Origin of the sequence: Hymenobacter cyanobacteriorum (genome assembly GCF_022631375.1) — a bacterium.
GTDB lineage: Bacteria > Bacteroidota > Bacteroidia > Cytophagales > Hymenobacteraceae > Hymenobacter > Hymenobacter cyanobacteriorum.
Map to the genome: position 1 here is coordinate 59926 of NZ_JALBGC010000002.1, position 24918 is coordinate 84843.

General features: G+C 64.8%; 28 protein-coding genes. 18 read left to right on the forward strand and 10 right to left on the reverse strand.

Annotated features, from left to right (window positions below; all coding sequences use genetic code 11):
- Positions 1-40: 40 nt before the first annotated feature.
- Both MON38_RS05520 and MON38_RS05525 read left to right on the forward strand, forming a co-directional pair.
- Positions 41-1606 carry a glycosyltransferase family 39 protein gene (locus MON38_RS05520; protein WP_241935155.1) on the forward strand — a complete coding sequence of 522 codons (1566 nt, stop codon included), beginning with the start codon at positions 41-43 and terminating at the stop codon, positions 1604-1606.
- A 216-nt stretch (positions 1607-1822) separates the two neighbouring features.
- The gene (locus tag MON38_RS05525) at positions 1823-2311 is read left to right on the forward strand and encodes a BLUF domain-containing protein (RefSeq protein ID WP_241935156.1); all 489 of its coding nucleotides are present in this window, start codon (positions 1823-1825) and stop codon (positions 2309-2311) included.
- On the opposite strand, the gene MON38_RS05530 is transcribed toward MON38_RS05525, so the two are convergent.
- Entirely contained in the window at positions 2308-2823 is a 516-nt protein-coding gene (locus MON38_RS05530) for a 2'-5' RNA ligase family protein (protein WP_241935157.1), read from the reverse strand. The two genes, MON38_RS05525 and MON38_RS05530, sit on opposite strands and share 4 nt — an antisense overlap.
- A gap of 94 nt (positions 2824-2917) precedes the next feature.
- Here MON38_RS05530 and hutI point away from each other — a divergent pair, with 94 nt between their 5' ends.
- Entirely contained in the window at positions 2918-4189 is a 1272-nt protein-coding gene (hutI, locus tag MON38_RS05535; RefSeq protein ID WP_241935158.1) for an imidazolonepropionase, read from the forward strand.
- Between the two features lie 37 nt (positions 4190-4226).
- Here the strand turns inward: hutI and MON38_RS05540 are convergent, their stop codons facing one another.
- Positions 4227-4997 (reverse strand): outer membrane beta-barrel protein, encoded by a 771-nt coding sequence (locus MON38_RS05540; RefSeq protein WP_241935159.1) that lies wholly within the window; start codon positions 4995-4997, stop codon positions 4227-4229.
- Positions 4998-5880: 883 nt separating this feature from the next.
- On the opposite strand from MON38_RS05540, the gene MON38_RS22625 reads away from it, so the two are divergent.
- Entirely contained in the window at positions 5881-6012 is a 132-nt protein-coding gene (locus MON38_RS22625) for a hypothetical protein (RefSeq protein WP_277881385.1), read from the forward strand.
- Between the two features lie 52 nt (positions 6013-6064).
- Here MON38_RS22625 and MON38_RS05545 read toward each other — a convergent pair whose 3' ends face one another.
- Entirely contained in the window at positions 6065-6637 is a 573-nt protein-coding gene (locus tag MON38_RS05545; protein WP_241935160.1) for an RNA polymerase sigma factor, read from the reverse strand.
- A 203-nt stretch (positions 6638-6840) separates the two neighbouring features.
- Here MON38_RS05545 and MON38_RS05550 point away from each other — a divergent pair, with 203 nt between their 5' ends.
- The 5 genes from MON38_RS05550 (at position 6841) to MON38_RS05570 (ending at position 10270) form a co-directional block, all read left to right on the forward strand.
- Positions 6841-7641 carry a PhzF family phenazine biosynthesis protein gene (locus MON38_RS05550; RefSeq protein ID WP_241935161.1) on the forward strand — a complete coding sequence of 267 codons (801 nt, stop codon included), beginning with the start codon at positions 6841-6843 and terminating at the stop codon, positions 7639-7641.
- An 83-nt stretch (positions 7642-7724) separates the two neighbouring features.
- Positions 7725-8312 carry a YdeI/OmpD-associated family protein gene (locus tag MON38_RS05555; RefSeq protein WP_241935162.1) on the forward strand — a complete coding sequence of 196 codons (588 nt, stop codon included), beginning with the start codon at positions 7725-7727 and terminating at the stop codon, positions 8310-8312.
- 79 nt (positions 8313-8391) lie between these two features.
- A complete protein-coding gene (locus tag MON38_RS05560) occupies positions 8392-9477 on the forward strand; it encodes a tetratricopeptide repeat protein (RefSeq protein ID WP_241935163.1) in 1086 nt (361 codons plus the stop codon).
- A gap of 126 nt (positions 9478-9603) precedes the next feature.
- Positions 9604-9777 carry a hypothetical protein gene (locus MON38_RS05565; RefSeq protein WP_241935164.1) on the forward strand — a complete coding sequence of 58 codons (174 nt, stop codon included), beginning with the start codon at positions 9604-9606 and terminating at the stop codon, positions 9775-9777.
- Positions 9767-10270, forward strand: coding sequence for a hypothetical protein (locus MON38_RS05570; RefSeq protein ID WP_241935165.1), 504 nt, complete (start codon positions 9767-9769; stop codon positions 10268-10270). The genes MON38_RS05565 and MON38_RS05570 overlap by 11 nt, the downstream gene beginning before the upstream one ends.
- A gap of 55 nt (positions 10271-10325) precedes the next feature.
- Here the strand turns inward: MON38_RS05570 and ruvC are convergent, their stop codons facing one another.
- Positions 10326-10970, reverse strand: coding sequence for a crossover junction endodeoxyribonuclease RuvC (ruvC, locus tag MON38_RS05575; protein ID WP_277881387.1), 645 nt, complete (start codon positions 10968-10970; stop codon positions 10326-10328).
- Positions 10971-11135: 165 nt separating this feature from the next.
- Here ruvC and MON38_RS05580 point away from each other — a divergent pair, with 165 nt between their 5' ends.
- From MON38_RS05580 to MON38_RS05590, 3 genes are all read left to right on the forward strand, one after another.
- Positions 11136-12095, forward strand: coding sequence for a lysylphosphatidylglycerol synthase domain-containing protein (locus MON38_RS05580; RefSeq protein WP_241935166.1), 960 nt, complete (start codon positions 11136-11138; stop codon positions 12093-12095).
- Between the two features lie 26 nt (positions 12096-12121).
- A complete protein-coding gene (locus MON38_RS05585; protein ID WP_241935980.1) occupies positions 12122-13324 on the forward strand; it encodes a glycosyltransferase in 1203 nt (400 codons plus the stop codon).
- 101 nt (positions 13325-13425) lie between these two features.
- Entirely contained in the window at positions 13426-13956 is a 531-nt protein-coding gene (locus tag MON38_RS05590) for a c-type cytochrome (protein ID WP_241935167.1), read from the forward strand.
- Here MON38_RS05590 and MON38_RS05595 read toward each other — a convergent pair.
- The 3 genes from MON38_RS05595 to MON38_RS05605 form a co-directional block, all read right to left on the reverse strand.
- Positions 13937-14533, reverse strand: a complete 597-nt coding sequence (locus tag MON38_RS05595; protein ID WP_241935168.1) for a phosphodiester glycosidase family protein — start codon at positions 14531-14533, stop codon at positions 13937-13939. The genes MON38_RS05590 and MON38_RS05595 overlap by 20 nt on opposite strands.
- Before the next feature lie 208 nt (positions 14534-14741).
- Positions 14742-15044, reverse strand: a complete 303-nt coding sequence (locus MON38_RS05600) for a hypothetical protein (RefSeq protein WP_241935169.1) — start codon at positions 15042-15044, stop codon at positions 14742-14744.
- Positions 15045-15050: 6 nt separating this feature from the next.
- A complete protein-coding gene (locus MON38_RS05605; RefSeq protein WP_241935170.1) occupies positions 15051-15239 on the reverse strand; it encodes a hypothetical protein in 189 nt (62 codons plus the stop codon).
- Positions 15240-15444: 205 nt separating this feature from the next.
- On the opposite strand from MON38_RS05605, the gene MON38_RS05610 reads away from it, so the two are divergent.
- From MON38_RS05610 to MON38_RS05625, 4 genes are read left to right on the forward strand one after another with little or no spacing between them, the layout of a single operon-like run.
- Positions 15445-15702 (forward strand): hypothetical protein, encoded by a 258-nt coding sequence (locus MON38_RS05610; protein WP_241935171.1) that lies wholly within the window; start codon positions 15445-15447, stop codon positions 15700-15702.
- A gap of 2 nt (positions 15703-15704) precedes the next feature.
- Positions 15705-16877, forward strand: coding sequence for an ABC transporter permease (locus tag MON38_RS05615; protein WP_241935172.1), 1173 nt, complete (start codon positions 15705-15707; stop codon positions 16875-16877).
- A gap of 51 nt (positions 16878-16928) precedes the next feature.
- Positions 16929-18230, forward strand: coding sequence for a PP2C family protein-serine/threonine phosphatase (locus tag MON38_RS05620; RefSeq protein ID WP_241935173.1), 1302 nt, complete (start codon positions 16929-16931; stop codon positions 18228-18230).
- The gene (locus MON38_RS05625) at positions 18227-18796 is read left to right on the forward strand and encodes a hypothetical protein (RefSeq protein WP_241935174.1); all 570 of its coding nucleotides are present in this window, start codon (positions 18227-18229) and stop codon (positions 18794-18796) included. The genes MON38_RS05620 and MON38_RS05625 overlap by 4 nt, the downstream gene beginning before the upstream one ends.
- Here the strand turns inward: MON38_RS05625 and MON38_RS22830 are convergent.
- Both MON38_RS22830 and MON38_RS05635 read right to left on the reverse strand, forming a co-directional pair.
- Complete coding sequence (locus MON38_RS22830) at positions 18741-20273, reverse strand: O-antigen ligase family protein (RefSeq protein ID WP_241935175.1); 1533 nt, start codon at positions 20271-20273, stop codon at positions 18741-18743. The genes MON38_RS05625 and MON38_RS22830 overlap by 56 nt on opposite strands.
- The gene (locus tag MON38_RS05635) at positions 20270-21352 is read right to left on the reverse strand and encodes a GumC domain-containing protein (protein ID WP_241935176.1); all 1083 of its coding nucleotides are present in this window, start codon (positions 21350-21352) and stop codon (positions 20270-20272) included. Before MON38_RS05635 ends, MON38_RS22830 begins: the two co-directional genes overlap by 4 nt.
- Before the next feature lie 206 nt (positions 21353-21558).
- On the opposite strand from MON38_RS05635, the gene MON38_RS05640 reads away from it, so the two are divergent.
- Positions 21559-22965 (forward strand): oligosaccharide flippase family protein, encoded by a 1407-nt coding sequence (locus MON38_RS05640; protein ID WP_338423761.1) that lies wholly within the window; start codon positions 21559-21561, stop codon positions 22963-22965.
- 125 nt (positions 22966-23090) lie between these two features.
- Positions 23091-24248: a glycosyltransferase family 4 protein gene (locus MON38_RS05645; protein WP_241935178.1), complete on the forward strand. Its 1158-nt coding sequence runs from the start codon at positions 23091-23093 to the stop codon at positions 24246-24248.
- A gap of 54 nt (positions 24249-24302) precedes the next feature.
- Here MON38_RS05645 and MON38_RS05650 read toward each other — a convergent pair whose 3' ends face one another.
- On the reverse strand, positions 24303-24881 hold the full coding sequence (locus MON38_RS05650) for a hypothetical protein (RefSeq protein ID WP_241935179.1): 579 nt from the start codon (positions 24879-24881) through the stop codon (positions 24303-24305).
- Positions 24882-24918: the final 37 nt, after the last annotated feature.

Here is a 24918-nt window from a genome sequence, read left to right on the forward strand (position 1 = left end):
CCGGCTGTTTCCGGCAACATAGCAATAGGCCGCTATTGCCATGCGTTCTGCTACCTTGCCGGGCATGAACCGCCGCCTGTCGCTCGCCTTCGCCCTGCTCAAGTTCGTGTCGGGCTACTTTCTCACCAGCCCGCAGTACGACCTGCACCGCGACGAATACCTCTACCTCAACCATGGCCGGCACCTGGCCTGGGGCTACCTCGAAGTGCCGCCCCTGAGCGCCGCCCAGGGCTGGCTGAGCCTGGCGCTGGGCGGCGGCGCGGGCTGGGTGCGGTTCTGGCCATTTCTCTGGGGCGCGGCCACGCTGTACCTCGTGATGCGGCTGGCCCAGCGGCTGGGTGGCGGCTGGTTTGCGGCGGCGCTGGCCGGCACCTGCTACCTGGGCACGGCCTTCGCCCGGCTCAACCTGCTGTTTCAGCCCAACTCGTTCGAGGTGTTCAGCTTCGTGTTCTGCCTGTATTGGCTGGTGCGCTATGTTCAGAATGAGCGGCCGCGCTTCCTCTACCTGCTGGGCCTGGGCCTCGGGCTGGGCCTGCTCAATAAGTACACCACGCTGTTTTTCATCGCGGCGCTGGGCGGCGCGCTGCTGCTCACGCCCGCCCGCCGCCTGCTGCTGAACCGGCATTTCTGGGGCGCGGCGGGGCTGGCGCTGCTGCTGTGGGCGCCCAACCTGGCCTGGCAAATCGGCCACGGCATCCCGTTCCGCCACCACATGCAGCTGCTGCACGACACCCAGCTGGTGCACGTCGACGCCGCCGAGTTCTGGAAACTGCAGCTGCTGATGTGCGTGGCGGCCGTGTGGGTGTGGGTGCCGGGCCTGCTGGCGCTGTTCTTCAGCCCGCGGCTGCGGCCCTACCGGGCAGTGGGTTGGGTGGCGGTGCTGGGCGTGGCTATTCAGGCCGTGCTGCACGGCAAGGCCTACTACACGCTGGGCTACTACCCGGTGCTGTTCAGCTTCGGGGCGTGGTGGTGGGCGGCGCGGCTGGCAGGCCTGCGCCGGCTCCGCGTGGCGGCGGCACTGCGGCCGGTGCTGGTGGCGCTGCCGTTGCTGCTGCTGGCGCCGTTGGTGCCGTTCATCTTCCCGGTGCGGCCGCCGGCGGCCATGCTGGGCCTGCGCGCCCGCTACGCCGGCCTGGGCTTCTATACCTGGGAAGATGGCCGCGAGCACGCCCTGCCCCAGGACTATGCCGACATGCGCGGCTGGCGCGAGCTGGCCGATAAAACCTGGGCCGCCTACCGGCAATTGCCCGATTCGGTGCGCGCCCACACCCTCATCAAGTGCGCCAACTACGGGCAGGCCAGCGCCATCAACTACTACAACCGCCACCGGGCCCTGCCGCCGGCCCAGAGCTTCAACGGCAGCTTTTTGTACTGGTTTCCGGTGCGGCAGGACTGGCAGGCCGCGCTTATCATCGATGACGAGCCGCACCCCGAACTGGCCGCACAGTTTGCCAGCTACCGCGAGGTGGAAGCCGTGACCGATGCCTACGCCCGCGAGCGCGGCACCCGCATCATGCTCGGCCTGCGCCCTGCGCCCGCTCTTGTGGTCAGGGTGAATAACGAGTGGCGCGATGAGCTGGCCCAATGGGAAACGCCCGCACATTGAATGAATAAGTTTTTATCAATAAAATATATAATATGAATTATATATAAGACAAGTGCGTTAGCTTCCCTGGCCCTGGTCCGGAAGTAATTGGCCGGTGGCTGGCCTACGTGTTTTTACGTAGGCCAACCGGGGTGGCTCCCTGGCGTGCTCTGCTGGCCAGGGGCCGTGCCAAGCCGCCGCCCCCGACTCCGAAACCGTTCTGCTGCCTCGCTGCCTATGAAAACCTACCGCCTCATCTACGCCAGCACGGCCGCCCGCCCATTGGGGCCCGCCGAGTTCGAACGACTGCTCATGCAAGCCCGCATCTACAATTTCAGCGAGGGCATTGGGGGGCTGCTGCTCCGGGCAGGGGGGCAGTTTCTGGAAGTGCTGGAGGGCCCTGAGCCGGCCGTGGCCGCGCTCTACGCCCGCATTGCCGCCGACCCGCGCCACGTTGCCGTGCATACCCTCGAAGCGGCCGCCGTGCGCGGGCCGCTGTTTCGGGCCGCCAGCCTGGGCTTTGCCGAAGTGGAGCCGGCCGCCCTGGGCCGCCTCACGGCCTACCTCGACCCGGCCCACCGCCGGGCGCTGCTGCCGCAGGGCTACGACGAGCAGGAAATCATCGCCGACCTGCTGCTCGAATTCGTGGAGCTGCATTGCCCGCACGTGCTCGGCCAGCCGGGCGATGGGGCCGCCACCTACCCCCAACGCTCGCAGTACGTTTAGCCGCCGAACGGTAATTCGGCCAGGCTCTCCCAGGGGCCACCCCGGTACGCCCACAGGTGCAGCCCCGTGCCCAGCGCCGCAAACGGCTCGAAGCCGGCCTGCATGGTGGCCAGCAGCTGGCGGGCGGCGGCGGGGTCGACTTTGTTCTGGATGGTGATGTGGGGCTGCAGCTTCTGGCGGTCCTGCGGGGTGAGGTAGGGCGCGAAATCGGCCTGCAACTGGCGGTGCAGGGCGCGCAGGTCGTCGTTTTCGAGGGTAAACGCTACGCCCCGGCCCAGCGAGCGCAGGGCCGTTACGCGCAGCGGCAGGGCCGGGCGGGCCTGGGCCACGGCTTGCACATGCGCCTGCACGCTGGCCAATTCGCTGCCCGGCAGGTGATGAAACAGCGTGAGGTGCGCGGCCAGGTAGTTGATGGCGGGCGGGAAATGCTGCTGCCGCAGGGCGTTGAAATAAGCCTGCGACGCGGCATCGAGCGCAAGCGTAAGAATGAGGGGAGGGGCGGTTCCGGACATCGGGCAAGAGGGCAGTGGTGCCAGCAGGTACGCAAAGCCGGCGGCGGCGGCCGTACTTTGCCCGCCCGTTTCATTCACCGCTGCCCACCCGCTCATGCCCGATTTGACCCCGTTCACGCTCCTTATTCAGCACGCCGCGCAGGTGCTCACCCTGGCCGGCGGCCCCACCACCCGCCCGCTGGCCGGGGCCGACCTCGGCGGCTGGCGCATCATCGAAAACGGCTACGTGGCCTGCGTGGCCGGCACCATTGCGGCCGTGGGCCCGATGAGCGAGCTCGACGCGGACCGCATCACTGCCGAAACCCAGCTCCTCGATGCCACCGGCCGCGTGCTCATGCCCGGGCTGGTGGAGTGCCACACCCACCTCGTGTTCGGCGGCAACCGCGCCCACGAGTTCGAGCGCAAGCTGCGCGGCGAAAGCTACCTCGACATTCTGGCCAGCGGCGGCGGCATTCTGAGCACCGTGCGCGCCACCCGCGCCGCCTCGGAAGACGAGCTGTTGGAAAACGCGCTGCATCATCTCGACGGCTTCCGGCGCTACGGCGTGACGACCGTGGAGGCCAAAAGCGGCTACGGCCTCGACCGCGACACCGAGCTGCGCCTCGTGCGGGTGGCGCGCCAGGCCGGCCGGCAGCAGCCCGTGCGCGTGGTGCCCACCTTTCTGGGCGCGCACGTGGTGCCGCCCGAGTTCAAGCCGGCCGGCCCGCAGGCTTACGTTGATTTTATTCTGCGCGAGGTGTTGTCGGAGCTGAAAGGGGAGGCGGCGTTCGTCGATATTTTCTGCGAGGAAGGCGCTTTCCCGCTCGATGTTTCGCGCTACTACCTGGAGCAGGCCCACAAAATGGGCTTCGGCCTGAAAATCCACGCCGAGCAGCTGCACGACCTCGGCGGCTGCGAAATGGCCGCCGCCCTCGGGGCCACCAGCGTCGACCACTGCGACTACCTCACGCCCGAAGCCGCCGCCCGCATCGCGCAGCAAACCCAGGGGCAAACCGTGGCCGTGCTGCTGCCGCTGGTGCCGCTGTTTCTGCGGCAGGCCAAGTACGCGCCGGGCCGGGCTTTCATCGACAACGGCCTGCCCGTGGCCGTGAGCACCGATTTCAACCCCGGCTCGTGCCCCAGCAAAAACCTGTGGCTAGCGTTGTCGGTGGCCTGCCTCAACATGGGCCTCACGCCCAAGGAGGCCGTGGCCGCCGCCACCCTCAACGCTGCCTGGGCCATTGGTCTGGCCGCCGACTGCGGCAGCCTCGAACCCGGCAAGCGCGCCGACGTGCTGGTGCTGGACCTAGCCAGCGTGGCCGAAATCCCGTACTGGCTGGGCGAAAACCCCGTGCGCGCCGTGGTAATTGGCGGCGCGGTGCAGTAGCCAGGGCGGTAGGACGCGCAACGGCTAACCGGCCCGGCTACCGTAGCCACCACGCCACGCCCACCAGCGCGGTAGCAGCCAGCGGGTAGCGCGGCACGAAGCCCGATGAGGGCCGCGCCACCGACGTGGCAAAATGCGTGAGCGTGGGCTGGGCCAGCAGCTCCCAACCCGGGGCCAGCCGGTAGCGCACCTCCGCCCCCAGGCTCAGGGCCAGGCTGAGCGGGCGGTAGGGGCTGCCGCTGGCCCCCCAGCCGCGGCTGGTGGCTCCGGTACTGCTGCCCTCGGTGCTGCGGCCACCTAGGTAAAGCGCTACGTCGGCCCCCGCTTGCAGGCCGTAGCGCAGGCGCCGGTGCCCGGCTCCCAACTGGTAGCTCAAGCGCAGCGGCAGGGTTAGGAAGTGGTATGTGTTGCGGGCGGCCAGCATGCTCACCGAATCGGGCTTGAAAGAGGCGTTAGCCGAGCTTGTGCCGCGATACACCACGCGCACGTTCACGGTCTGGTTGGTAGCGAAAGCGTGGTAGCCCAGGCCGGTGCCCAGGCTCCAGCGCCCGTTCAGCTGCCGGCGCAGCTGCACTTCGGCCCCGAAGCCGGCAGCTGCCTGCTCGTTTTCGGGCACCCCGGTGCTCTTGATATCCCGGGTATTCAGATTACTGGTCGGGGAAGCCGACGAAGCAGCCGAAGGAGCAGCACTGGCCAGCTGCCTGGAAGCCAGCGTGCGCGAAGTCAGCGCCGGGCCTGCCAGTGCCTGCACTGCCCACCGCCGAACCGGTGCCGTTGGCAATGGTGGCAGGGTATCGGCCCGGGCCAATGGCGCAGGAATGGGGAAAGGTGCCAGTGCCAGTGCTGTCGGGCGCAGCCCAATTGGCTGCCCGGCTGCCCGGCTGGTGAGGGCAGCGGCTGTTTTTGCTCTGGTCGCTGTGGCCGTTGTTTCGACCAGCTGCGGTTCGCTCGTAGCCAATGCCGACGCAGTTGAGGCTACTCCGGTAATAGGCTCCGCACTTGCGGCTACGGTGCTGGCACCGGCAGGCTGCGAGGTTTCCTGCGGAGATGTAGTGCGAGCAGCGGCGGCGCGTGCACCAACTCCGAATGGAATTACCAACGCCTGAGCAGTTGCTTTGGCGGCGCCAGCAGCTGTGGCGGTCTGCCTCGTCGCGGTACCAGGCTCAGGCCGAATAGGTTGGGCCGGAGCAGCCGCCCCGGGAACAAGGGCTGCGATTTCGCTAACAGCGGCAAGCGCATGCGATGGCGCAACCCCACTTCGGCCCCGGCCTGAGGCCGACTCGCTCGCCACCCGGGTGTTGGCCAAGGAAATTGTCCGGCGGCTTCCTGCCCGGGCCGCCAGCAGCCGTTCTGCGCCCGCCGGCCTGGCCCGTCGGGTGCCAGCGCCCGCCAACGGCACCAGGGCGGGAGAGCTCGAAGCAGCAGCCGATGTGTTGTTTGCTAAACGGCTAATAGCTTCTGCTGCAACTGGTTTGGTTGGTAAGGTGCCGGCGCCCGCATCAACTCCCTCTACCGAAGCAATTCCGGTGCCCGCGGCACCTGAGCGAAGCGGAGTAACCTGTTTGGCCCGGTTTCCTGCCCCTGAGTCAGCATTTGGTGACTGGCTCAGGGGCGGGACTGGTGCGGCCTGACTGGCCAGCCTTTTGCCGGGCCGCAGCGGGCCACGCCCGGCCTGCCACCACCAGCCCAGCATGCCGGTGCTAAGTAGCACCAGCAGCGTGCCCACCCAGGCAACACGCCGCCGCCGCTGCGGAGCCGCCACCGGTGGCGGCAGCTGCGCCCGGATGCTGGCCCACAGCGGCGCGGGCGGCTCCTGGCCGTAGTCGGCCAGGCGCTCGCGCAGGGCATCATATAGGTCGTCGGGTTGGCGGTCGGTCATGGCAATTGGGGTGAGTGGTGGGCCACCAGGCGGGTTTCGAGCAGCCGGCGGGCCCGGGCCAGCTGCGATTTCGAGGTGCCCTCGGCAATGCCCAGCAGCTCGCCGATTTCCTGGTGCGAGTAGCCCTCCACGGCATACAGATTGAGCACCGCGCGGTAACCCGGCGGCAGCGTATCGAGCAGGGCCAGCAGGTCGGCAGTGGCCAGGTGGTCGAGGGCCGAGGGCTCGGCGGTGGGCAGGTCGGCGGCCAGCTCGTCGAGGGTGTCGCCGGCCGGACCGGGGTGGCGCAGGCGGTGCTGCTCTAGGGCATGCAGCGAGGTCGTGACGGCAATGCGGCGGGCCCAGGCTTCGAACGGTCCCTGGCCGCGGTACTGGTCGAGGCGGGTGAAAATTTTAACGAATGTGTTCTGCAGGGCGTCTTCGGCTTCGGTACGGTTGGGGCAATAGCGGAGGCACACCCCCATCAGCCGGTAGGCCAGCAGGCGGTAAAGCTGGTGTTGCGCGGCCGACTCGCCCCGCCGGCACGCGGCCAACAGGGCGTCGTCCACCGTGGTCACGGAAGGCGGCATGCAGCAGGAAAGGAAAAAAAGGCGAACGGTACCAGCCCGCCTCGCACCCCTGACCGGCGTGGCGCCGCCCGGGTTGCGTGGGGCTAAAAGTATTTCGAAAATAAGCCGCGCCACGGCCAGCCCGGCTCTTGGCCGCGCATCTATTTGCGCCGCCGTATTCTTGCCCAGGCAATTCATCTCACCCGCCCGCTACTGCCGCCACTATGCTCCGCTACTTCCACGTCGACGCCTTCGCCCAAATGCCCTTCGCCGGCAACCCTGCCGGCGTGTGCCCCCTCGATGCCCCGCTGCCCGCCGCCCTCATGCAGCAGATTGCCGCCGAAAACAGCCTGGCCGAAACCGCCTTTTTCGTGCCCCGCGCCGGTACTACCAATGAATTCGACCTGCGCTGGTTCACGCCGGCCGTCGAAATCGACCTCTGTGGGCACGCCACGCTGGCGGCGGCGCACGTGCTGTTCACGCACCTCGGCTTTGCCGGCGCGCAGGTGGTGTTTCACAGCCAGAGTGGCCCGCTGCGGGTAGCCCGCGAAGCCAGCGGCCGCCTCGTGCTCGATTTTCCTTCGCGCCCGCCCCAGCCGCTGGCCGAGCTGCCCGCCGGCCTGGCCGCGGCTCTCGGCGGCAAGCCCCAAGCCGCGCTGGCCGCCCGCGACCTCGTGGCCGTATTCGCCTCCGAAGCCGAAGTGGCCGCGCTGCAACCCGATATGGCCGCCATTGCCGCGTTCGACTACGTGGGCATCATCGCCACCGCGCCCGGCTCCGGGGGCATTGATTTCGTGTCGCGCTTTTTTGCCCCCCGCGTGGGCGTGCCGGAGGACCCCGTCACGGGTTCGGCCCACAACTCGCTCATCCCGTTCTGGGCCGACAAGCTGGGCAAAACCGAGCTGCGCGCCCGCCAGATTTCGCCCCGCGGCGGCGACCTCTGGTGCCGCCTGCGCGGCGACCGGGTCGACATTGGCGGCTACGCCGTGACGTACGCGGCGGGCGAGCTGCATGTGGCACCGTAGCCGGCGTAACCGGCCGGTTGGGAAATGTCGCGGCCAGTGCCGAAGTTGCCGGTTGAGGCCCGTCACGTGACCTTGCTGCTATTATGTCCAACGACAATCCCCGGGTCGATTTTTATTTTCAGCGGGCCGAAAAATGGCGCGATGAGCTGGCCGCCCTGCGCGCGGTGGTGCTCGGCAGCGGCCTCTCCGAAGAACTGAAGTGGGGAGTGCCCTGCTACACGGCCCTGGGCCGCAACGTGCTGCTGTTGCACGCCTTCCGCGACTACTGCGCGGTGCTGTTTATGAAGGGGGCGCTGCTGCCCGACCCCAGGCGCCTGCTCGTGGCCCAAACGGCCAACACGCAGGCCGCCCGGCAATTGCGCTTTGCCAGCGCGGCCGACGTGGCCCAACGGGCACCTGCACTACGGGCCTACGTGCAGGCAGCCATCGAGTTGGAAAAAGCAGGCACCCAGGTGCGCCGTAAAGCCACGGCCGAATTTGCCGTGCCCGCCGAGCTCCAGCAGCAGCTGGCCGCCGACCCCGCCCTGCAGGCCGCCTTCCGCGCCCTAACACCCGGCCGGCAACGGGGCTACCTGCTCTATTTTGCCGCCCCCAAGCAAGCCAAAACCCGCGAGGCCCGCATTGCTAAGTACCGGTCGGCCATTTTGCAGGGCAAAGGCCTGCAGGACTAGCCACCCACCCGCTGCCGGGTGGCCCATACGTTTTGCGGCTGCAGCATCGTTGTACCGGTTCAATCCTTTCCCCTTTCCCATGAAAAACGCTTTACTCTTATTGCTGGGCCTGAGCCTGACGTCCGCCGCCTTCGCCCAAACCGCCCCGCGCCCCGCCCGTGAGCTTATCGACGAAGGCATTCGCCTCTACGATGCCGGTAAGTACGATGAGGCCCTGGCCCGCTACCAGCAGGTATTGGCCGCCGAGCCTGCCAATACTACCGCCCTCAGCGAACTGGCTCTTACTTACAACGCTCTCGACCGCAACGCCGAAGCCGCCGCCATTTGCGAAAAACTCATCAAGGCCAACCCGCGCGTGGACCCGAGCGTGTACGTAACCTACGGCAATAGCCTCGACGGCCTGAAAAAGCCCAAGGAGGCCGTGCGCATCTACGAGCAGGGCCTCAAGTACTTCCCCGACTCGTACTCGCTCTATTTCAACGCCGGCGTGGCGCAGGCCCGCAACGGGCAGCTGCCAGCCAGCATCGGCAGCTTCCAGCAGGCCATCACCCTGAACCCCAACCACGCCAGCTCGCACATGAGCCTGGGCGTGATGCAGACCGCCAGCCAGCACCGCATTCCCGGCCTGCTCTCGCTGAGCCGCTTTCTGATTCTGGAGCCGCGGAGCGCGCGGTCGGTGCAGCGCCTGCCCATGCTCGACAAGGCCATGGAGTTGGGCGTGGCCCGCACCGGCGAAAACGCCATTACCATCAATGTTTCCAGTGCGGCGCTGGCCGGTAGCAACGGCAAAGAAAGCGGCCCCGATAATTTCGGCCCCGCCGAAATGCTGCTCTCTATTTCGAGCGCAACTATGCTGGATAAATCGCTGAACAAAGACGTGCCGCCGCCGGCCACGCCCATCGAGCGGTTCGTCCGGCAGTTCGATTCGCTCTGCGAGGGCCTGGGCGAGCTGGGCGAAAACCAAAAAGGCTTCACCTGGAATTATTACGTGCCCTACTTCGTCGAAATGCAGAAGAAGGGCTTTGTGCCGGCCTTCGCCTACCTCGCCCACGCCTCCCAAACCCAGGTGCCCGAGGTGCAGCAGTGGCTGGCGGCGCACCCCAACGAGGTGGCCGTGTTCCAGGAGTGGTCGAAAAACTACGTGTGGCCCAAGCCGCTGAAGTAGCGGAGAGCACCTTTGAACAAGCGAGTGAATTGTAGCGGACTTATCTTGCGTTAAAGCCACAAGTCACCTACTACTCTCGCTGATAGTGCCATTAATCTCATGCAAAACGGCGATAACGCTCATACTATGGCTAAGCTAACCCGATATGCCAGTTTTGAAGAATTGAAAGCGGAAAACGTACCGGGCGAAATAGCTCCAACGGCCCAGCGTACGCACCAGTCGCAATTTGAAGAGTTGCTGGCCCGGCTGCGAAAGGATTTTACGCACCAGAAGAAAGCAACAGGCGCGCATGGAAAATGACCTGACTGAAAGCATCCTTCGGGTGTGCAGTGTCCTCAACAAGCACTCCGTCGATTACCTGTTGGTAGGAGGCACGGCAGTAGCCTTGCACGGCTATTTCAGGTACTCCGTTAATTCGGCCGGTGTCGCCGCTGATAAACCGGATGTGGACGTGTGGTATAACCCCACGTATGGCAATTACTTCAAATTGCTTGACGCGCTGGCTGAGCTCGGCCAAAATGTGACGAAATTTAAAAATGAACAAGCTCCAATTCCCAAAACGTCCTTCTTTAAGTATGAATTTGAGTCGTTTACCCTTGACTTGCTGCCCGCATTAAAATCAGCGATGCCATTCAATGCCGCTTTTGCGAAAAAAGAGCATGTTGTTTTTGCAGAGGTGACTATTCCATTTATCGGCTACGACGATTTATTGCATGACAAAGCAACCAATGCCCGAGCAAAGGATATAACAGACATCGAACAACTGAAAAACCGTCGACAAGCTGAGCAATAATGCCAGCTATGACCTGTTCTGTTCGCCCTGAATTAATGAGTTTCCTGTCCCGCGCCTACGATTTTGTAGGCGCTTTCTTTTTCACCGCGCCCGTACTCGCCCCCAGTCGCTCGGGGTTTTCGGCCAAGAACTTGCCCCAGCTTTTGCCGCCGCTGGCCGTGACGTTGTTGCCTTTCATATAATGGTGGCAGAGGGCCACGGCCAGCGCGTCGGTCGCATCCAGAAAGGTGCTGGCCTCGGCAATGGGCGGCAGCTTCAGCGTCTGGCGCAGCATGTGGGCCACCTGCTCCTTGGTGGAATTGCCCGAGCCCGTCACGGACTGCTTCACCTTGGTGGGGGCGTACTCCACGTAGGGAATCTGGCGGGAGAGGGCGGCCGCGATGGCCACGCCCTGCGCCCGGCCCAGCTTGAGCATGCTTTGCACGTTGACGCCGAAAAACGGGGCTTCGATGGCCAGCTCGTCGGGCAGGTACTCGTCGATGAGTTCCAGCATGCGGTCGAAAATCCGCTTTAGCTTTACGGCGTGATTCGAGCCCAGGGCCTTCATATTGATAACGTCGTAGCACAGCACGTCCACGCGCTGGCCGCGCACCTCAATCAGGGCGTAGCCCATAATCTGGGTGCCGGGGTCGACACCCATGATGATTTTGGGCAGCAAATCGGCGGCGGGCGCGGGGCGGGGACGGGTAGGGGCGGGCATCTCCTACAAAGTTACGCCCCAGGTAAGGCCGGGCAGTCGGCCAACCCGGTTTCTTCCGAAACAACCGGCGCAGCAGGAGCCGCTGCACCTTCGGGCACGCCAGTCAACCGCGGCAACGGCCCCACCGAGCCCGACGCCCGCCGCGCCCGGCAGTGGAAGCGCGTCGTGTTCTGGAGCAAAATCGGCATCACGCTGCTCACGCTCGGGCTGCTCTACAATTCCATTTTCGCCACGCCCGATACGGCGGCGGCTTGGCGGCAGTTGCTGGCCACCACGCTTGGCGGGGCCGGGCGCGGTCCTGTCCTGCTGGCCCTGGCCCTGGTGCCCGCCAACTGGGGCCTGGAGGCCTGGAAATGGTACCGCCTGGCCCGGCACCTCGAGCCGGTCACGTTCGGGCGCAGCTTCCGGGCGGTGCTGGTGGGCCTCACGCTGGGCTTCGCCACCCCCAACCGCGTGGGCGACTACGCCGGCCGCATCATCGAGCTGAAAAGCCGCCGCGTGAGTGCGCTGGGTGCGGTTTTTCTGGGGCGCTACTGCCAGCTGGTGGCCACGGTGCTGGCCGGCGTGGCGGGCCTGCTCTACTTCGTGCTGAAGTTTTATTTGAACGGCTACCCGGCGGCCGGGCTGGGCGTGGTAGCCTCGGCGGCGCTGCTGAGCGGGCTGGTGCTGGTGCCGCTGTACCGCTCGCAGCTGCTGCTGGCGGCGCTGGGGCTGTGGCGGCCGCTGCGGCAGTTTCGGCCGGCGCTGGCCATTATGCCCACGTATCCGGCGCGGGCGCTGCACACGGTGCTGGCCATTTCGGGGCTGCGTTACGCGGTATTCTGCGCGCAGTTTATGCTGCTGCTGGCGGCGTATGGCGTGGGCGGGCCGCTGGGGCCGGGTTTGGCCGCCGTAGCGGGCACGTTTTTTCTGAAATCGTTGGTGCCTTCGCTCAATGCACTGGCAGATGTGGGCGTGCGCGAGTTGTCGGCCACGCACCTGTTTGGGCTGCTGGGGCAGCCGGCGCTGCCGGTGCTCTCGGCCAGCCTCAGCCTGTGGGTTATCAATATTGCGCTGCCCAGCGCGGCCGGCCTGCTGCTGGTGCCCGGCTTGCGCGTGCTGCGCGAAAAACGCGCCACGAAATAATGATTGCGGCGGGTGTAGGCTTGCTCGTGTTGCCGGCACTGTACGCGGGGCTGATGGGCTGGCTGCGCGGCGGCTGGCAGGCGGGAGTTAAAAGTGAAAAGTTAAAAGTTAAAAATATTGGCGTTGGAAACCATAAAAGCCTAAGCGGAGACGTCGAAGCAACGGGAATAGACATTGCGTTTTTAACTTTTAACTCTCAACTTTTAACTTCAACGCCGCCGGATTTCTCCATCCTCATTGCCGCCCGCAACGAGGCCGAGAACTTACCGCAAATCCTGCGCGACCTCGCCGCCCAATCTTTCCCGGCGGGCCAATTCGAAGTTCTCATCGCCGACGACCACTCGACCGATGCCACGGCTGCCATCATAGCAGCAGCCGCGAAAGAAACCAGTTTCACCCTTCGCCTCATCGAATTGCCCGCTGCGGCCACCGGCAAAAAGGCTGCCCTGCTCGCCGCCCAGCAGGCGGCCCGCGCGCCCTGGCTGGTGTGCACCGATGCCGACTGCCGCCTTGCCCCCGGCTGGCTGGCAGCCTACACGGCGCTGCTGGCCCGGCAGCCCGACACCAATTTCATCAGCGGCCCGGTGCTGCTGACGGGGCCGGAGAATCTGTTCACCACGCTCATGGGGCTGGAATTTGCAGGGCTGGTAGGAGTGGGGGCCGCCTGCCTGGCCCGGCAAGCACCCACCATGTGCAACGGGGCCAACCTGGCTTACCGCCGCACGGCGTTCGAGGCGGTGGGGGGCTTCGCCGAGCATTCTCATTTAGCCAGCGGCGACGATGAATTCCTTCTCCACGCCATCCACGCGCGGTTTCCGGGCACGGCGCGTTTTCTGTTTGCGGCCGATGCCATTGTGCGCACGGCCGCGCCGCCCACGCTGCGGGCGCTGCTGCGGCAGCGGGTGCGCTGGGCCAGCAAGTGGGCGCACTATCGCAGCGCCGCGCCGCAGCGGCTGGCGCTGCTGGTGCTGGGGGCCAACGTGGCGCTGGCCGCCGGCGTGGGGGGCGCGCTGGTGTGGCCCGGGCTCTGGCCGTGGGTGGCGGGCGCGGCGGCCCTCAAGCTGGGCGGCGATGCCTGGTTTCTGGGGCCGGTGCTGGGGCTGCTGGGGCGGCGGCGCTGGCTGGCTGGCCTGCTGCCGCTACAGTTGCTGTACGCGCCGTACGCGCTGGCCGTGGGGCTGGCGGGGTTGCGCGGCGGCTACGAGTGGAAGGGGCGAGCGGTGCGGTAGAGTGGGGCCATAATTGGCTAAAATAGGTCGGCAAAAAAACACCTCGCGGGGCTTGGATGGTAAATTTGCCGCATATATATTCCACCTAAGCCCAACGTGTTATGCGTCGCAATCCGGTGAGTTTCGCCCTGACGGTGGGCATGGCGTTGATAGTCGTGCTCTTTGGTTTTACCCTCCTAAGCGCTGCCGGCCTGGCAGGCTTCGCGGCCGACGATGCGCTGGCCGAACGGCGCGACCCTGGCGAGCCAGAGGGCCCGCAGCTTTCCGCGCGGCCTGTGGCTGCGCCAATGCCGCAGCTTACTGCCGCCCAAGCTGCGGAAGTCGCCGCCGGGAATGCTCTTTTCAAAGGCAACTGCGCTCAATGTCACGCTGTGAACGAGCAGGTGGTGGGCCCAGCCCTCGCAGGAATTACGAAGCGTCGGCCCATTAGCTGGATATTGCCCTGGGTGAAGAATTCGAGCAAAGTAGTGGCCAGTGGCGATGACTACGCCGTGGCGCTGTTCAATAAATTCAACAAGCAACAGATGCCTTCCTTCGCGCTTTCGGACAAAGAAATTGCTTCGATTGTGGCCTACATCAACTTGGAAGAAGGAGCACCCGTTGCCACGGCTGCTACGGTTGCGGTTCGGTAGCACCAATGATGACGCCGAAGTCTCCGTCCAGTTGCGTCCAGCCGGCGGCCGGCGCGTAGGTGCGCGACACGAAGCCATCGAGGTAGAGCGCCTGTCGGCAGCCTGCTTTTTGAAAGTATTCGGCGAAATCGTAGAAGTTGACTTTGCTTTTCGACATAGCTAGCAGCACGCGGCCATCGGGCAGCAGGCCCACGCCGTTGCGCACCTGCACGTTGGCCGAGCCCGGGCGGAAGGCGGGGTGAATGCGACCATCAAGCACCAGCATGGGCCCCGATTGGGTGGCGTAGGCCACGCGGCCGTTGTTGTGGAAAGCGGCTGTGGGCACAAGGTGCGCGCTGCGGTCGGTGTCGAGGTAAAACACGCCGTTGGGCCGCAGGTAGAAGTTGCCTGTGCCGGCAGCAGTGTCCAGTGGCATTACCGGCTGTCCGTTCTCGATATAAAGCCCCTGCGGTTCAAATAAAGGGGTGAACATGCCCCCGTTCATGGCGAAGAGCAGGCGCTCGTGCCGCGCCGCCAGCCAGCCGCGCAGGCGGCCCAGGCTCCCGAAGCGGCGTTGCTGCTCGTCGCGCCAGTACATCCGTAGCGGCGTGCGGCGCGGGTCGAGGCAATAGCTTACGAACGGAGACGACGCGGCAACGGGCCGGGGAGGTTTTCGAAGCCAGATGGCGCCAAACCAGCCAGTCGCCAGTACCAGTCGCCAGTACCAGTACCAGTACCAGTACCAGTACCAGTACCAGTACCAGCAGAAGTAGGCGCTTGAGCATAAGGGGGAAGCGCTGCGGGGGCTAAGCGGCGGCAGCCATCATCGTAAGGTAGTAATTGGCGCAATGAATGGCCGTCAGCAGCAGCAGCTCTTTGCGGACCAACTGCTCAAACGCATCCGAAGCCGCTAGCCGGTAATCACTATTCAGCTTGGTCCATTTAAAGTCGGGCTCAATGCTGAGCAGTTCCGTTTCGTCCTCATGCACGAGGACGAACGTGTTTTTCAGCAGGCTTGGCTGCTTGAAGATGTAGTAAGCCTCCGGGCCGCCGAAAAGGGTACGAATCAGAATTTGCCCCTTCCAGTTCATCTTAAAGTCAAGCAGCACCTGCTCCTAGTCCTTGATTTCGATGGTAGTGCCCCAGAATCCCTTGGGCTGAATCGCGTAGCGGGTGCGGTCGGCCAGCATGATTTCGGCCGTGAAGGAAAACCAGCTGTCGTATTCCAGTTCGCCGATTTCGGTGTCGGCCTGCGTCAGCCGGAAGTGTTTCGTATCGACCGATTTTACCTGATAATGCTGCATAGAAGGCCGCGTAGGAGGGGAATGACAGGTGGTTACCCGGTACCGGGCTTCGGGGTAATGAGTGGGCCAAATGTAGCCCGGTCGTTTCGATTCGCGGATTGGTTGCAGAATGTGGCTCCGGCCCCGGCACATTTTGCCCGGGTTGGGGCCAGAGCCGGTGCCTGGCTTACATTTGCCCCAATCCCAGCCCGCCTGATTTCCTCCCGTGACTGACCCCGAATTCGACCTGCTCGACGAGCTGTACTTCGTCACCCCCTTTCGCACGCTGCTCCAGAAAACCGGCTTGCCGCCCCAGGAGCTCGAAAACCAGCTCCGCAGCCTGTTGGAGCAGGGCCTTATCCGCAGCTACTGGCCCGACCCCGACACCGAACTGGCCTACGAAACCACGTCGTTCGGCGCCATTGCCCGCGATGCCGCCTACCTGGCTTCGAAGGAAGGCCTGCTGCAACACAACACCCGCTAAGCGTGGCCTCGGCAGTTTCCGCAGCGCCCACCGCCACAACCACGGCCGCCGCCCGGCCGCCGGGCTACTACGTGCGCCAGCGCCTGTGGCAAAACCGGCCCGCTGTAGCCGGCCTGGCCTTTATCGCTCTGTGCACGCTGGTGGCGCTGCTGGGCTATTGGGTGCTACCCGACAACTCGCCCAACGCCAACCACGGCTTCGTCCAGATTCAGAAGGAAGGCCCCGGCCTGCGAGTTAGGTTTTTGCGGTTGCCACTACCCAATTCCGTTCTTGCCGAGCCCGCCGCTGACAATAATATCTTTCATATTTGGCTGCATGGCCGTGAGGTGCAAGCCGAAGAAATGCCCATTGCTGCTTATCGCCGGGTGGATGGTGCTACGGTAGCTGTTCGTCCCTGGACACCTGAAGGTGCTGCCCCTGCGCCGTGGCAGCAGGTGGCAATGCACACACCTATAAAGCAGCTGTTCGATACCCAGACGCATTACCGCACCTACGCGCTGGGTACCGACAAAGCCGGCCGCGACGAGCTGAGCCGGCTGCTGCTGGGCACGCGCATCTCGCTGGGCATCGGGCTGGTGGCGGTGCTGATTTCGCTGGTGCTGGGCATGGCCGTGGGCGCGGTGGCCGGCTACTTCGGCGGCTGGGTCGATTCGCTGCTATTAGGAGTGATGACCGTGGTATGGAGTATTCCCGGCATCATGCTGGTCATTGCCATTTCGCTGGCGCTCGACAGCAAAGGCGTGTGGGTGAGCTTCGTAGCCGTGGGCCTGACCATGTGGGTGGACGTGGCCCGCGTGGTGCGCGGCCAGATGCTGAGTTTGCGCTCGGCCACCTTCGTGGAGGCCGGCCGGGTGCTGGGGCTGCCCACGGCGCGCCTCATTGCGCGGCACCTGCTGCCCAATATGCGCGGGCCGCTCATCGTGCTGGCCACCAGTAATTTTGCGTCGGCAATTCTGCTCGAAGCGGGCCTGAGCTTTCTCGGATTGGGCGTGCAGCCGCCGGCGCCGAGTTGGGGTTTGATGGTGAAAGAAGGCTACGACTTGCTGGGCACCCAGGCCGGGCTGTGGCTCACGCTGCTGCCGGGCACGGCCATTTCGCTGCTGGTGCTCAGCTTCAACCTGCTCGGCAACGGCCTGCGCGATGCCTACGACCCCAAAACGCCCGTGGCGGTGTAAATTTGTGGCCTCGCGCCGGCTTTCCCGGCGCAATAGTGTACCTTGCCGCGTATGGCCGCCGCTGCTCCTAATTCTCCAGCCCAAAATCCTATTGATACCGACTTGCTCGCCCAGCGCGACGAACAGCTGAAGCAGCTGCGCCGCCAGCTGCAAATCAAGCAGTTCGAGCTCGATACGGTGCTGGGCGTGGCCCACGACATGACGGCCCGCGACCACTCCGTCGATGAGCTGTACCACATGCTGCGCCTCACGCTGCAGGGCCAGCGCAACGTGGTGCAGCTGGTACTTTTTGCCCGCGAAGACGACCAGTTCCGGCCCCGCCTCGTGCTGGGCTGCGACCTGGCCACCGCCGAAAAGCTACACCTTTCCAGCGAGCTGCTTCATGGCGAAATCCGCGACCCTCAGGCGGTGGAAGACCTCAACCTGGGCCCGGCCTGGGAGCGGTACGAGCTGATTCTGCCCATTCTGCGGCAGCGACAGGTAGTGGCCTACGTGTTCGTGGGCGGTTTCCGGTCCGATTACGACCGCGCCCAGCTCATGCCCTTCCTCACCTCGCTGGCCAACACGCTGATGGGGGCCGTGGAAAACCGTCGCCTGCAGGCCCAGCGCGTGGCCGATGCGGCCGTGCGCAAGGAAATCGAAATTGCTCAGGAGGTGCAGGCCCTTCTTTTTCCGCGCAAGCTGCCAAATGATAATGACTTAGCTATCGAACGCAGCTACGTGCCGCACACCGAAATCGGCGGCGACTACTACGACGTGGTCGAAATCGACGCCGACCGCCTGCTGCTGTGCGTGGCCGACGTGAGCGGCAAGGGCGTACCCGCCTCGCTGTTGATGTCGAATTTCCAGGCCGGGCTGCGCACGCTGCTGCGCCAGGGCGTGCCGCTGGCTACGGTGGTGCCCGAGCTCAACCATTTGCTGTTTCGCAACTCGGGCGGTGAGAAGTTCATTACGGCCTTCCTTGGCATTTACGACCGCCGCACCCGCCAGCTCGAATACGTGAACGCCGGCCACAACGACCCGCTGCTGCTGGCCGACAACGGCCACGTCACCACCCTTAAAACCGGTACCGTGATGCTCGGTATCATGGAAGAGTTGCCCATGCTGCGGGTGGGGCAGGTGGCCATTCCGCGCCATTCGCTGCTGCTGCTTTACACCGACGGTCTCACCGAGGTGTTCGATGCCGACGGCAACGAGTTTGGCGAAGAGGGCGTGCTGGCCGTGCTGCACCGCAACCGCTACCTGCCGCTGCCCAAGCTGCACCAGGAAATGCTGCGCACCATCGACGCCTACAGCTCGCGCGGCTCGCACTTCGCCGACGACGTGACCATGCTCAGCTGCCGGTTTAAATGAAAAAGCGGGCCGTGTTGCTTCTGATGCCGGGACTGCTGGCGACCCAAACAGCGCCGGCACCAGGGTTGGGAGCACTCGACCAAGCCAATGGTTTTGGAGGCATTCCTTTTGGCCGCCTCGACACGCAGGTGCCCGGCCTTGTGCGTGAGGCCAGTGGCATCGGTAAGCGCTGGCGCACCACCAAGCTGTTTCGGCGGCCGGCCGATACGTTAACGCTGGCCGGCCAGTCGGTACATCCCATGTATTGGTTCCGTAATCACCGGTTTGTTGGGGTTAACATCGACCTGCCGAAGGCGGAAGGCGGCCGCGTCCAGAATTATTTGCATCAGCAGTACGGCCCGCCGCAACCAGACCCGGCCGTGGCCGGCAGTGCGTACTGGCTTGGCGCGCGTACCTACGTGCTATTCGAGCCTGTTTATCCGGCTTCCAAAGGTTGGGTACTGCACATTGCCAGCCTAGCCATGCTTAACGAGCAGGTAACCGAAACGGCTGTGCGCCAACAGGCACGGGCTACGCTGGGCTGGCAACCGGATTCGTTGGGACTGCCCCCGCAGTTTCCGCGCTAACGGCCTGATTTTCTGTTTCTGGTTCCTCCAGCCAAGTGCCGCAGCGCACCAGCAGCGCCAGGCAAATGAAGAACACCGGCCCAATCTTGTCCACTTCCACCAGCTCATTCAGCGTGAGGTGGAACACGATGATGACAAACGAGAGCGTGGCTGCCAGTACCACGCGGCGTACCTCGGGCCGGGCCTGGGCGCGGTGGTAGAGGCTTTCGGCATACAAAAGCGCCGTCGCAATCAGGCTGATAAACAGTAAGAAGCCGGGAATGCCCTGTTCGGCCAGCTGGAGCAGGAAGTAGTTGTGGGTAGTCGATTTTTCGGGGTTGGCGCTTACGTAGGTGCGGAAGCTCTTCACCGTGTAGCGCTTGTATTCGGGGTAGAAAGTGGCTGCGCCGCTGCCCGTCAGGGGCTTTTCGCCAATCATGCGTGCTGCCGCTACCCAGCGGTACACCCGCTCCATGCCCGAAACATCCTGAAACTTATAAGTGGCTTCGAGGTGCCGCTCGAAGTTGCGACCGTTGAACACCGTGTGCTCGTAGTCGGGGGCGTACTCCATGTACCGGTCGCCAATCACGAAGTAGCTCACGGTGAGCGAAGTGCCCACGGCCACAACCAGCAACAGCAGCCGCGTGAGGCGCAGCCGCAACACCAGAAAATACAGCGCCGCCAGCGGCACCGACACGATGGACGCCCGCGTGTAAGACGTGAGCAACCCAAACAGCAGCACGCCCAGCACCACCCGCCACGCCAGCCGCGCCCCGCCGTTGCGCGCCGCCCGTAGTGCAAACCAGCCAAACGGCAGCAGCAGCGCCAGCATGGTGGCATAAATAACGTGGTTGCGGAAAAACGGGTGCAACGCCCAGTTAATGTCGCCGAAGCTGAAGCCGCGCGTGGCGTGCCGGCTGGCCACGTACAGCACACTCAGGCTGGCGCTGGCCGCGTACACGGCCGCAAAGCGCCAGGCCTCGGCCGGGCGGCGCACCACCAGCAGCGTGCCCAGCACGAAGGGCACCAGGTACCACACTTTAGCCAGCAGGTATTTAATGGATTTCGTGTGGTCGACCGAAAAAGCCGCGTCCACGGCCGTCCAGGCCAGCATCAGGGCCATGATGAGTAGCAGCGGGTGCGCCCACTCGCGGCGCGGCAGCGTGCCCTGCCGCAGCAACAACGCCAGCCCCACGCAGGCCGTGAGCACCAGCATCAGCGGTTCGGAGGGCACGTCCATGCTCAGGCCGCCAAACAGGCCAATTTCCTGCGAGAATGGCAGCACCGCAAACAGGCCATAATACACCCAGCGCCACTCCACCAGCGCCAGCAGCAGCCCCACGGCCAGCAAGGCCGGCAGCAACAGCGCCGGCTGCCGCGCCAAGGCCGCCGCTGCGCCGCCCAGCAGCAGCAGCCCCACAAAAGCCACAAACAGCCACTGCGGCCCCTCGAGGCGATGGCGCAGGCGCAGCAACCAGGTGCTCAACGACGGGTTCACGCCGAAGGGGTGGCTGTGGGCCGGTGGTAGCGGTAGAGTTCCAGCAGGGCGATGAAAACGACCGACAAGGCAAACATGGCCAGCACCGAGCCCAGCACGATGAGCGAGCGCACCGGCTTGAATTTGCGGGTGGCCGGGTAGGCCTTCTGCACCTGGTAGAGGCTCGAAATGCGGCCTTTCAGGCTGAGGTCGGCCGACTCGTAGGCCGAGCGGGCCGCCACGAGCCGGTTTTGCAGGTCGGCTACGCGGGCTACAAACATAGTGAGCGAGTCGGTGCCGCTCACGTAGGATTCGAGGTTAATCTGGTTGCCACCATCGGCTTTGGTGAGGCCGCGGACGGCCCTGCGCAAGCCGGTCACGTCGCCGCCGCTGGCCTCCGCCTTGCGCAAGGCCGTTTCGGTTTCGATAAGCGCCTTGGCCAAGTAGCGGCCCTGCATTTCGAGCCCGAAAATGCCGTAGCGGCGGCGCGCCCCCACCAGCTCGCGCCTGCTGCGCTCGAAGCTGATGCTCAGGTATTCGTAGCGGCGGCGGTAGAGGTCGAGCACGGTGCGGCGGTTCTCGAACGTGAGCTGCTGGTTCACCGAGTCGATAACGTGCACCATGGCGTTGGCCACATCGGCGGCCAGCTTTTTGTCGCGGTCGGCAAAGCTGAGCTCGATGGCGTCGTGCTCGTTGTGCACCAGGCTCAGGTTGCTGCCGAACTCGCTCAACACGTAGTTATCGGCATTATCGTCGCCGGGCGTACCGGCCTTGTAGTGTTCGTAGAGCTTAAATTTTTTAATGATAAGCTCAGCCACCGGCAACGACTCGCCGATGGTGATGGCCCGGTCCAGGTCTTCGGCCCGGCTGCTGAGCTCGAGCTGCCCGCGCATTTGGGTGTTTTCCTCCAGCAAGCGGTCGGGGTCGGCCGTTTGCGGGTTGGTCGGGATGAAGATGGCCGTGGAGCGGTAGACGTTGGGCAGCAGCAGCGAAACCACTACGCTCACGATGGCGGCCAGCGCCACGGCCCCGGCCACGAAATATTTCCAGCGGTTGATAATGGGCCCGAGGCCCACCAGCGAGAAAGAAGGTGCAGACATATTGAAGAAGGAAGCCGCCGCCCCGCCGGCCAAATTGGGTGGGCCCGGCGCGGGGCAGCGGCAAGCAAAGATAGTCGGCAAAACGCCCGGTTCGATGCGCCACACGGCAGCTTCGGTACCGTGCGTAGCTTTGCGGCCCGCCTCCGGCGCGGTCCTTTCTGTTCAGATTTAGCTTTTCCGCTCCCATCAAACGCTTTTTCGGCAATATCAGCTTCGTCGTCCTGCTCAACCTGCTGGTGAAACCCGGCTGGGTGGTGGTCGAAAACCTGGTGCAGGACCGGCTCGGGCACGCCACGTTTGGGCTGGTCACGGCCCTGTCGGCGCTCACGCTGGTGGTGGCCGCGTTGTCCGACCTCGGCCTCACGCCCTACGCTGTGCAGCGCGTGGCCGCCGAGCCCAGCTTTCTGGCCGAAACCTTTCCCACGCTGCTGCCCCTGCGCGGGGCCCTCAACTTTGTGGCCCTGGCCGCCATGCTGCTGGTGGGGTGGGGGCTGGGCTACCGCGGCCCCGAGCTGTTGCTGCTGGGCGCGGTGGGTGCGGCCCTGCTGCTTGCCCAGTACGGGCAGTTTCTGCGCGGCACCTTGCAGGCCCACCAGAAATTCAACACCGACGCCGTGCTCTCGGTGGTCGAGAAATTTGTGCTGCTTGGGGCCGTGCTGGTGCTGCTGCCGCTGGGCCTCACGCTGCCCAACTACGTGGGCGCGCGGCTGGGCGCGGCGGCCTTTACCACGGTGCTCACCTACGGGCTGATGACGCGGTTTTTTGGCCGCATTCGCTACCGCTGGCGCGGGCCGGTGGCCCGCACCGCCCTGCGCGCCAGCCTGCCGTTTGCGCTGATGACACTGCTCTATGGCGTGAACGAACGCATCGACATGGTGATGCTGGAACGCCTGGCCTCGCCCACCGAGGCCGGCTATTACGCCGGGGCCTACCGCTGGGTCGATGCCGTGATGATGTACGCCTGGACGGTGCTGCCGCTGTTCTTCGCCAAGTTTGCCAGCGTGCCGAAGGATGCCGGGGCCCAGCGCGAGCTGCTGCGGTTTGGGCAGCGCATCGTCACGCTGCCGCTGCTGTTCGTGGTGGCCTTCGTTCTGTTTCGGGGCGAGGTCGTGTTCTGGCAGTTCAAGCACAGCAGCCCGGCCGAGGTGGCCCGCATGACGCTGTGTTTGAAGATATTGTTCGTGAACGTGCTGGTGCACGCCTTTTTCGCCATCTACAGCACGCTGCTCACCAGCACCACCCACGAGCGCGCCGTAAGCTGGCTGGTGGCCCTCAGCATTGCCCTCAACATTGGCCTGAACCTGATTTTTCTCCCGAAATTCGGAGCGGTGGCGGCTTCGGTCGATACGCTGGTGTGCGCGGCGGCCGTGTCGGTGGGCTACCTGGTGCTGGTGGCGCGGCGCACCGGCGTGGGCGTGCCGGGCCGCCTGCTAGCCCGGCTGCTGCTGGCGTTTGGGCTGCTGTGCGGGGCGTGGTTCATGCTGCAGTACGGCCTGCGCCTGAGCTGGTGGTTGGAAGGCGGCCTGATGGCCGTGGTGTTTGGGCTGATTGTGCTGGGCACGGGCCTGGTGCGGCGCAGCGAAATTGCGCAGCTACGGCCGGGGAGGGGGTAAACAAAAGCAGGAAAGAGCGTCATGCTGAGCGCAGCCGAAGCATCTCGCGTGCAGTAGTAACTCAATCGATTAAAGTTAGTGGAAGCACGCGAGATGCTTCGCTGCGCTCAGCATGACGTTCAATGATGCCCCAGTCACTCCCCCTACACGTCGCCGTCAACACCCGTTTCCTGCTGCCAGGCGGGCACCTCGAAGGCATTGGCCGCTTCACCTTCGAAACGCTGCGCCATTTGGTAGCCCAGCACCCGGCGGTGACGTTCCATTTTCTGTTCGACCGGGCGTATGATGCGCGCTACCTGCTGGGCCCCAATGTGGTGCCGCACGTGCTGAGCCCCCCGGCGCGGCACCCGCTGCTGTACGTGGCCTGGTTTGAGGGGGCGGTGGCGCTGTGGCTGGCCCGGCACCGGCCGGCCGCCTTCCTCAGCCCCGACGGCTTTACGACCCTGAACACCCGCGTGCCCCGCGTGACGGTGCTGCACGACCTAGCCTTCGAGCATTTTCCGCTCGATGTGGACCTGCTGACCCGCCGGTACTACCAGTTTTTCACACCGCGCTTTGCCCGCGCTTCGGCGCAGCTCGTGGCCGTGTCGGAAGCCACCAGGGCCGATATCGTGCAGACTTACGGCATCGCACCCACCAAAATCAGCGTGGCTTACAACGCGCCGGCCGACTGGTTCCGGCCCCTGCCCGAGGCGGCGCAGGCCGAAATCCACCAGCGGTTCAGCCAAGGCCAGCCGTATTTTCTGTTCGTAGGGGCCCTGCAGCCGCGCAAGAATCTGGCGCATCTGCTGCGGGCCTTCGACCAGTTCAAAGCCACCGCCGGCGCGGCCGAGGCCCAGCTGCTCATCGTGGGCCGCAAGGCCTGGAAAGCCGGCCCCATCCTCGACGCCTACCAGCAGATGCGCCACCAAAGCGCTGTGCACTTCACTGGCCGCGTAGCCGACGACGAGCTGGCTGGCCTCTATACGGCTGCGCTGGCTACGGTATACGTGCCTTATTTCGAAGGCTTTGGCATTCCCATCGTGGAAGCGCAAGCCAGCGGCTGCCCGGTGCTCACCAGCAACGTCAGCTCGATGCCCGAAGTGGCCGGCCCCGGCGGCGCGCTCCTGGCCGACCCGCTTGACGTGGGCAGCATCGCGGCCGGCCTCACCCGCCTCTGGCACGAGCCTGCGCTCCGGCAACAGCTGGTGGCCCAGGGCTACGAGAACCTGAGCCGCTTTTCGTGGGCGCGCAGTGCCGAGGTGTTGTGGGAGGCGCTGGAAAAGGCAATGAACCAACGCTGATTCCTGCCGTTGGAAAACACAAAAAAGTGCTTGCCCTAGTGAGCAGCCGCTACACTAGTTGTGCTTGGAGCCGCTTGCGCCGCTGGCCGGTTCGTCCGGATTCAGCGTCAGCAAGCCAAAAGGCGACAGCAGCTGTTCGAGTAGCAGCGTGCCGTCAGCATTCAGGACGGGGCTGCGGGTCGGGGCCTGCGTGGCTGGCTGATGCAGCGCGCGCAGCGCGACTTCCCAGCGTCGCCGCTGCGGCTGCAACTCCCGAAGAAGCTGCTGAATGGGCTGGTCGTATCGGACCAATAGTGGTTCTAGTTGCTTGGTTAGCAATGCCCCCTCGCGCAGCCGCTGTTCCCGTTCCTGAATCAGGCCCGACCCAGGAGTAGGGACGAGGGGACGATACTGCGGCCGGGAAATCGTGGCAATGCGGCGCATTTGCGCCCAATAATTGGTCAGCTGCTGCTTATCAGCGGCCGATAAGTACGGCTCCAACTGGCGGCGAGTGGCCCGCATCTGCGGGAGAATTGACTGAGTGTAATACCGGTTTTCGGCTCGTAGCGTCTCGCTGCCCGGCCGCGCCACAGATTGTGCCATTGCCGACGAGCTACCAAACAAAAGCACTGCAACGACAAGGATTTTAGGCATGAATAAACTACTGGAGCGAGGAAGTTGAGACGCTGCC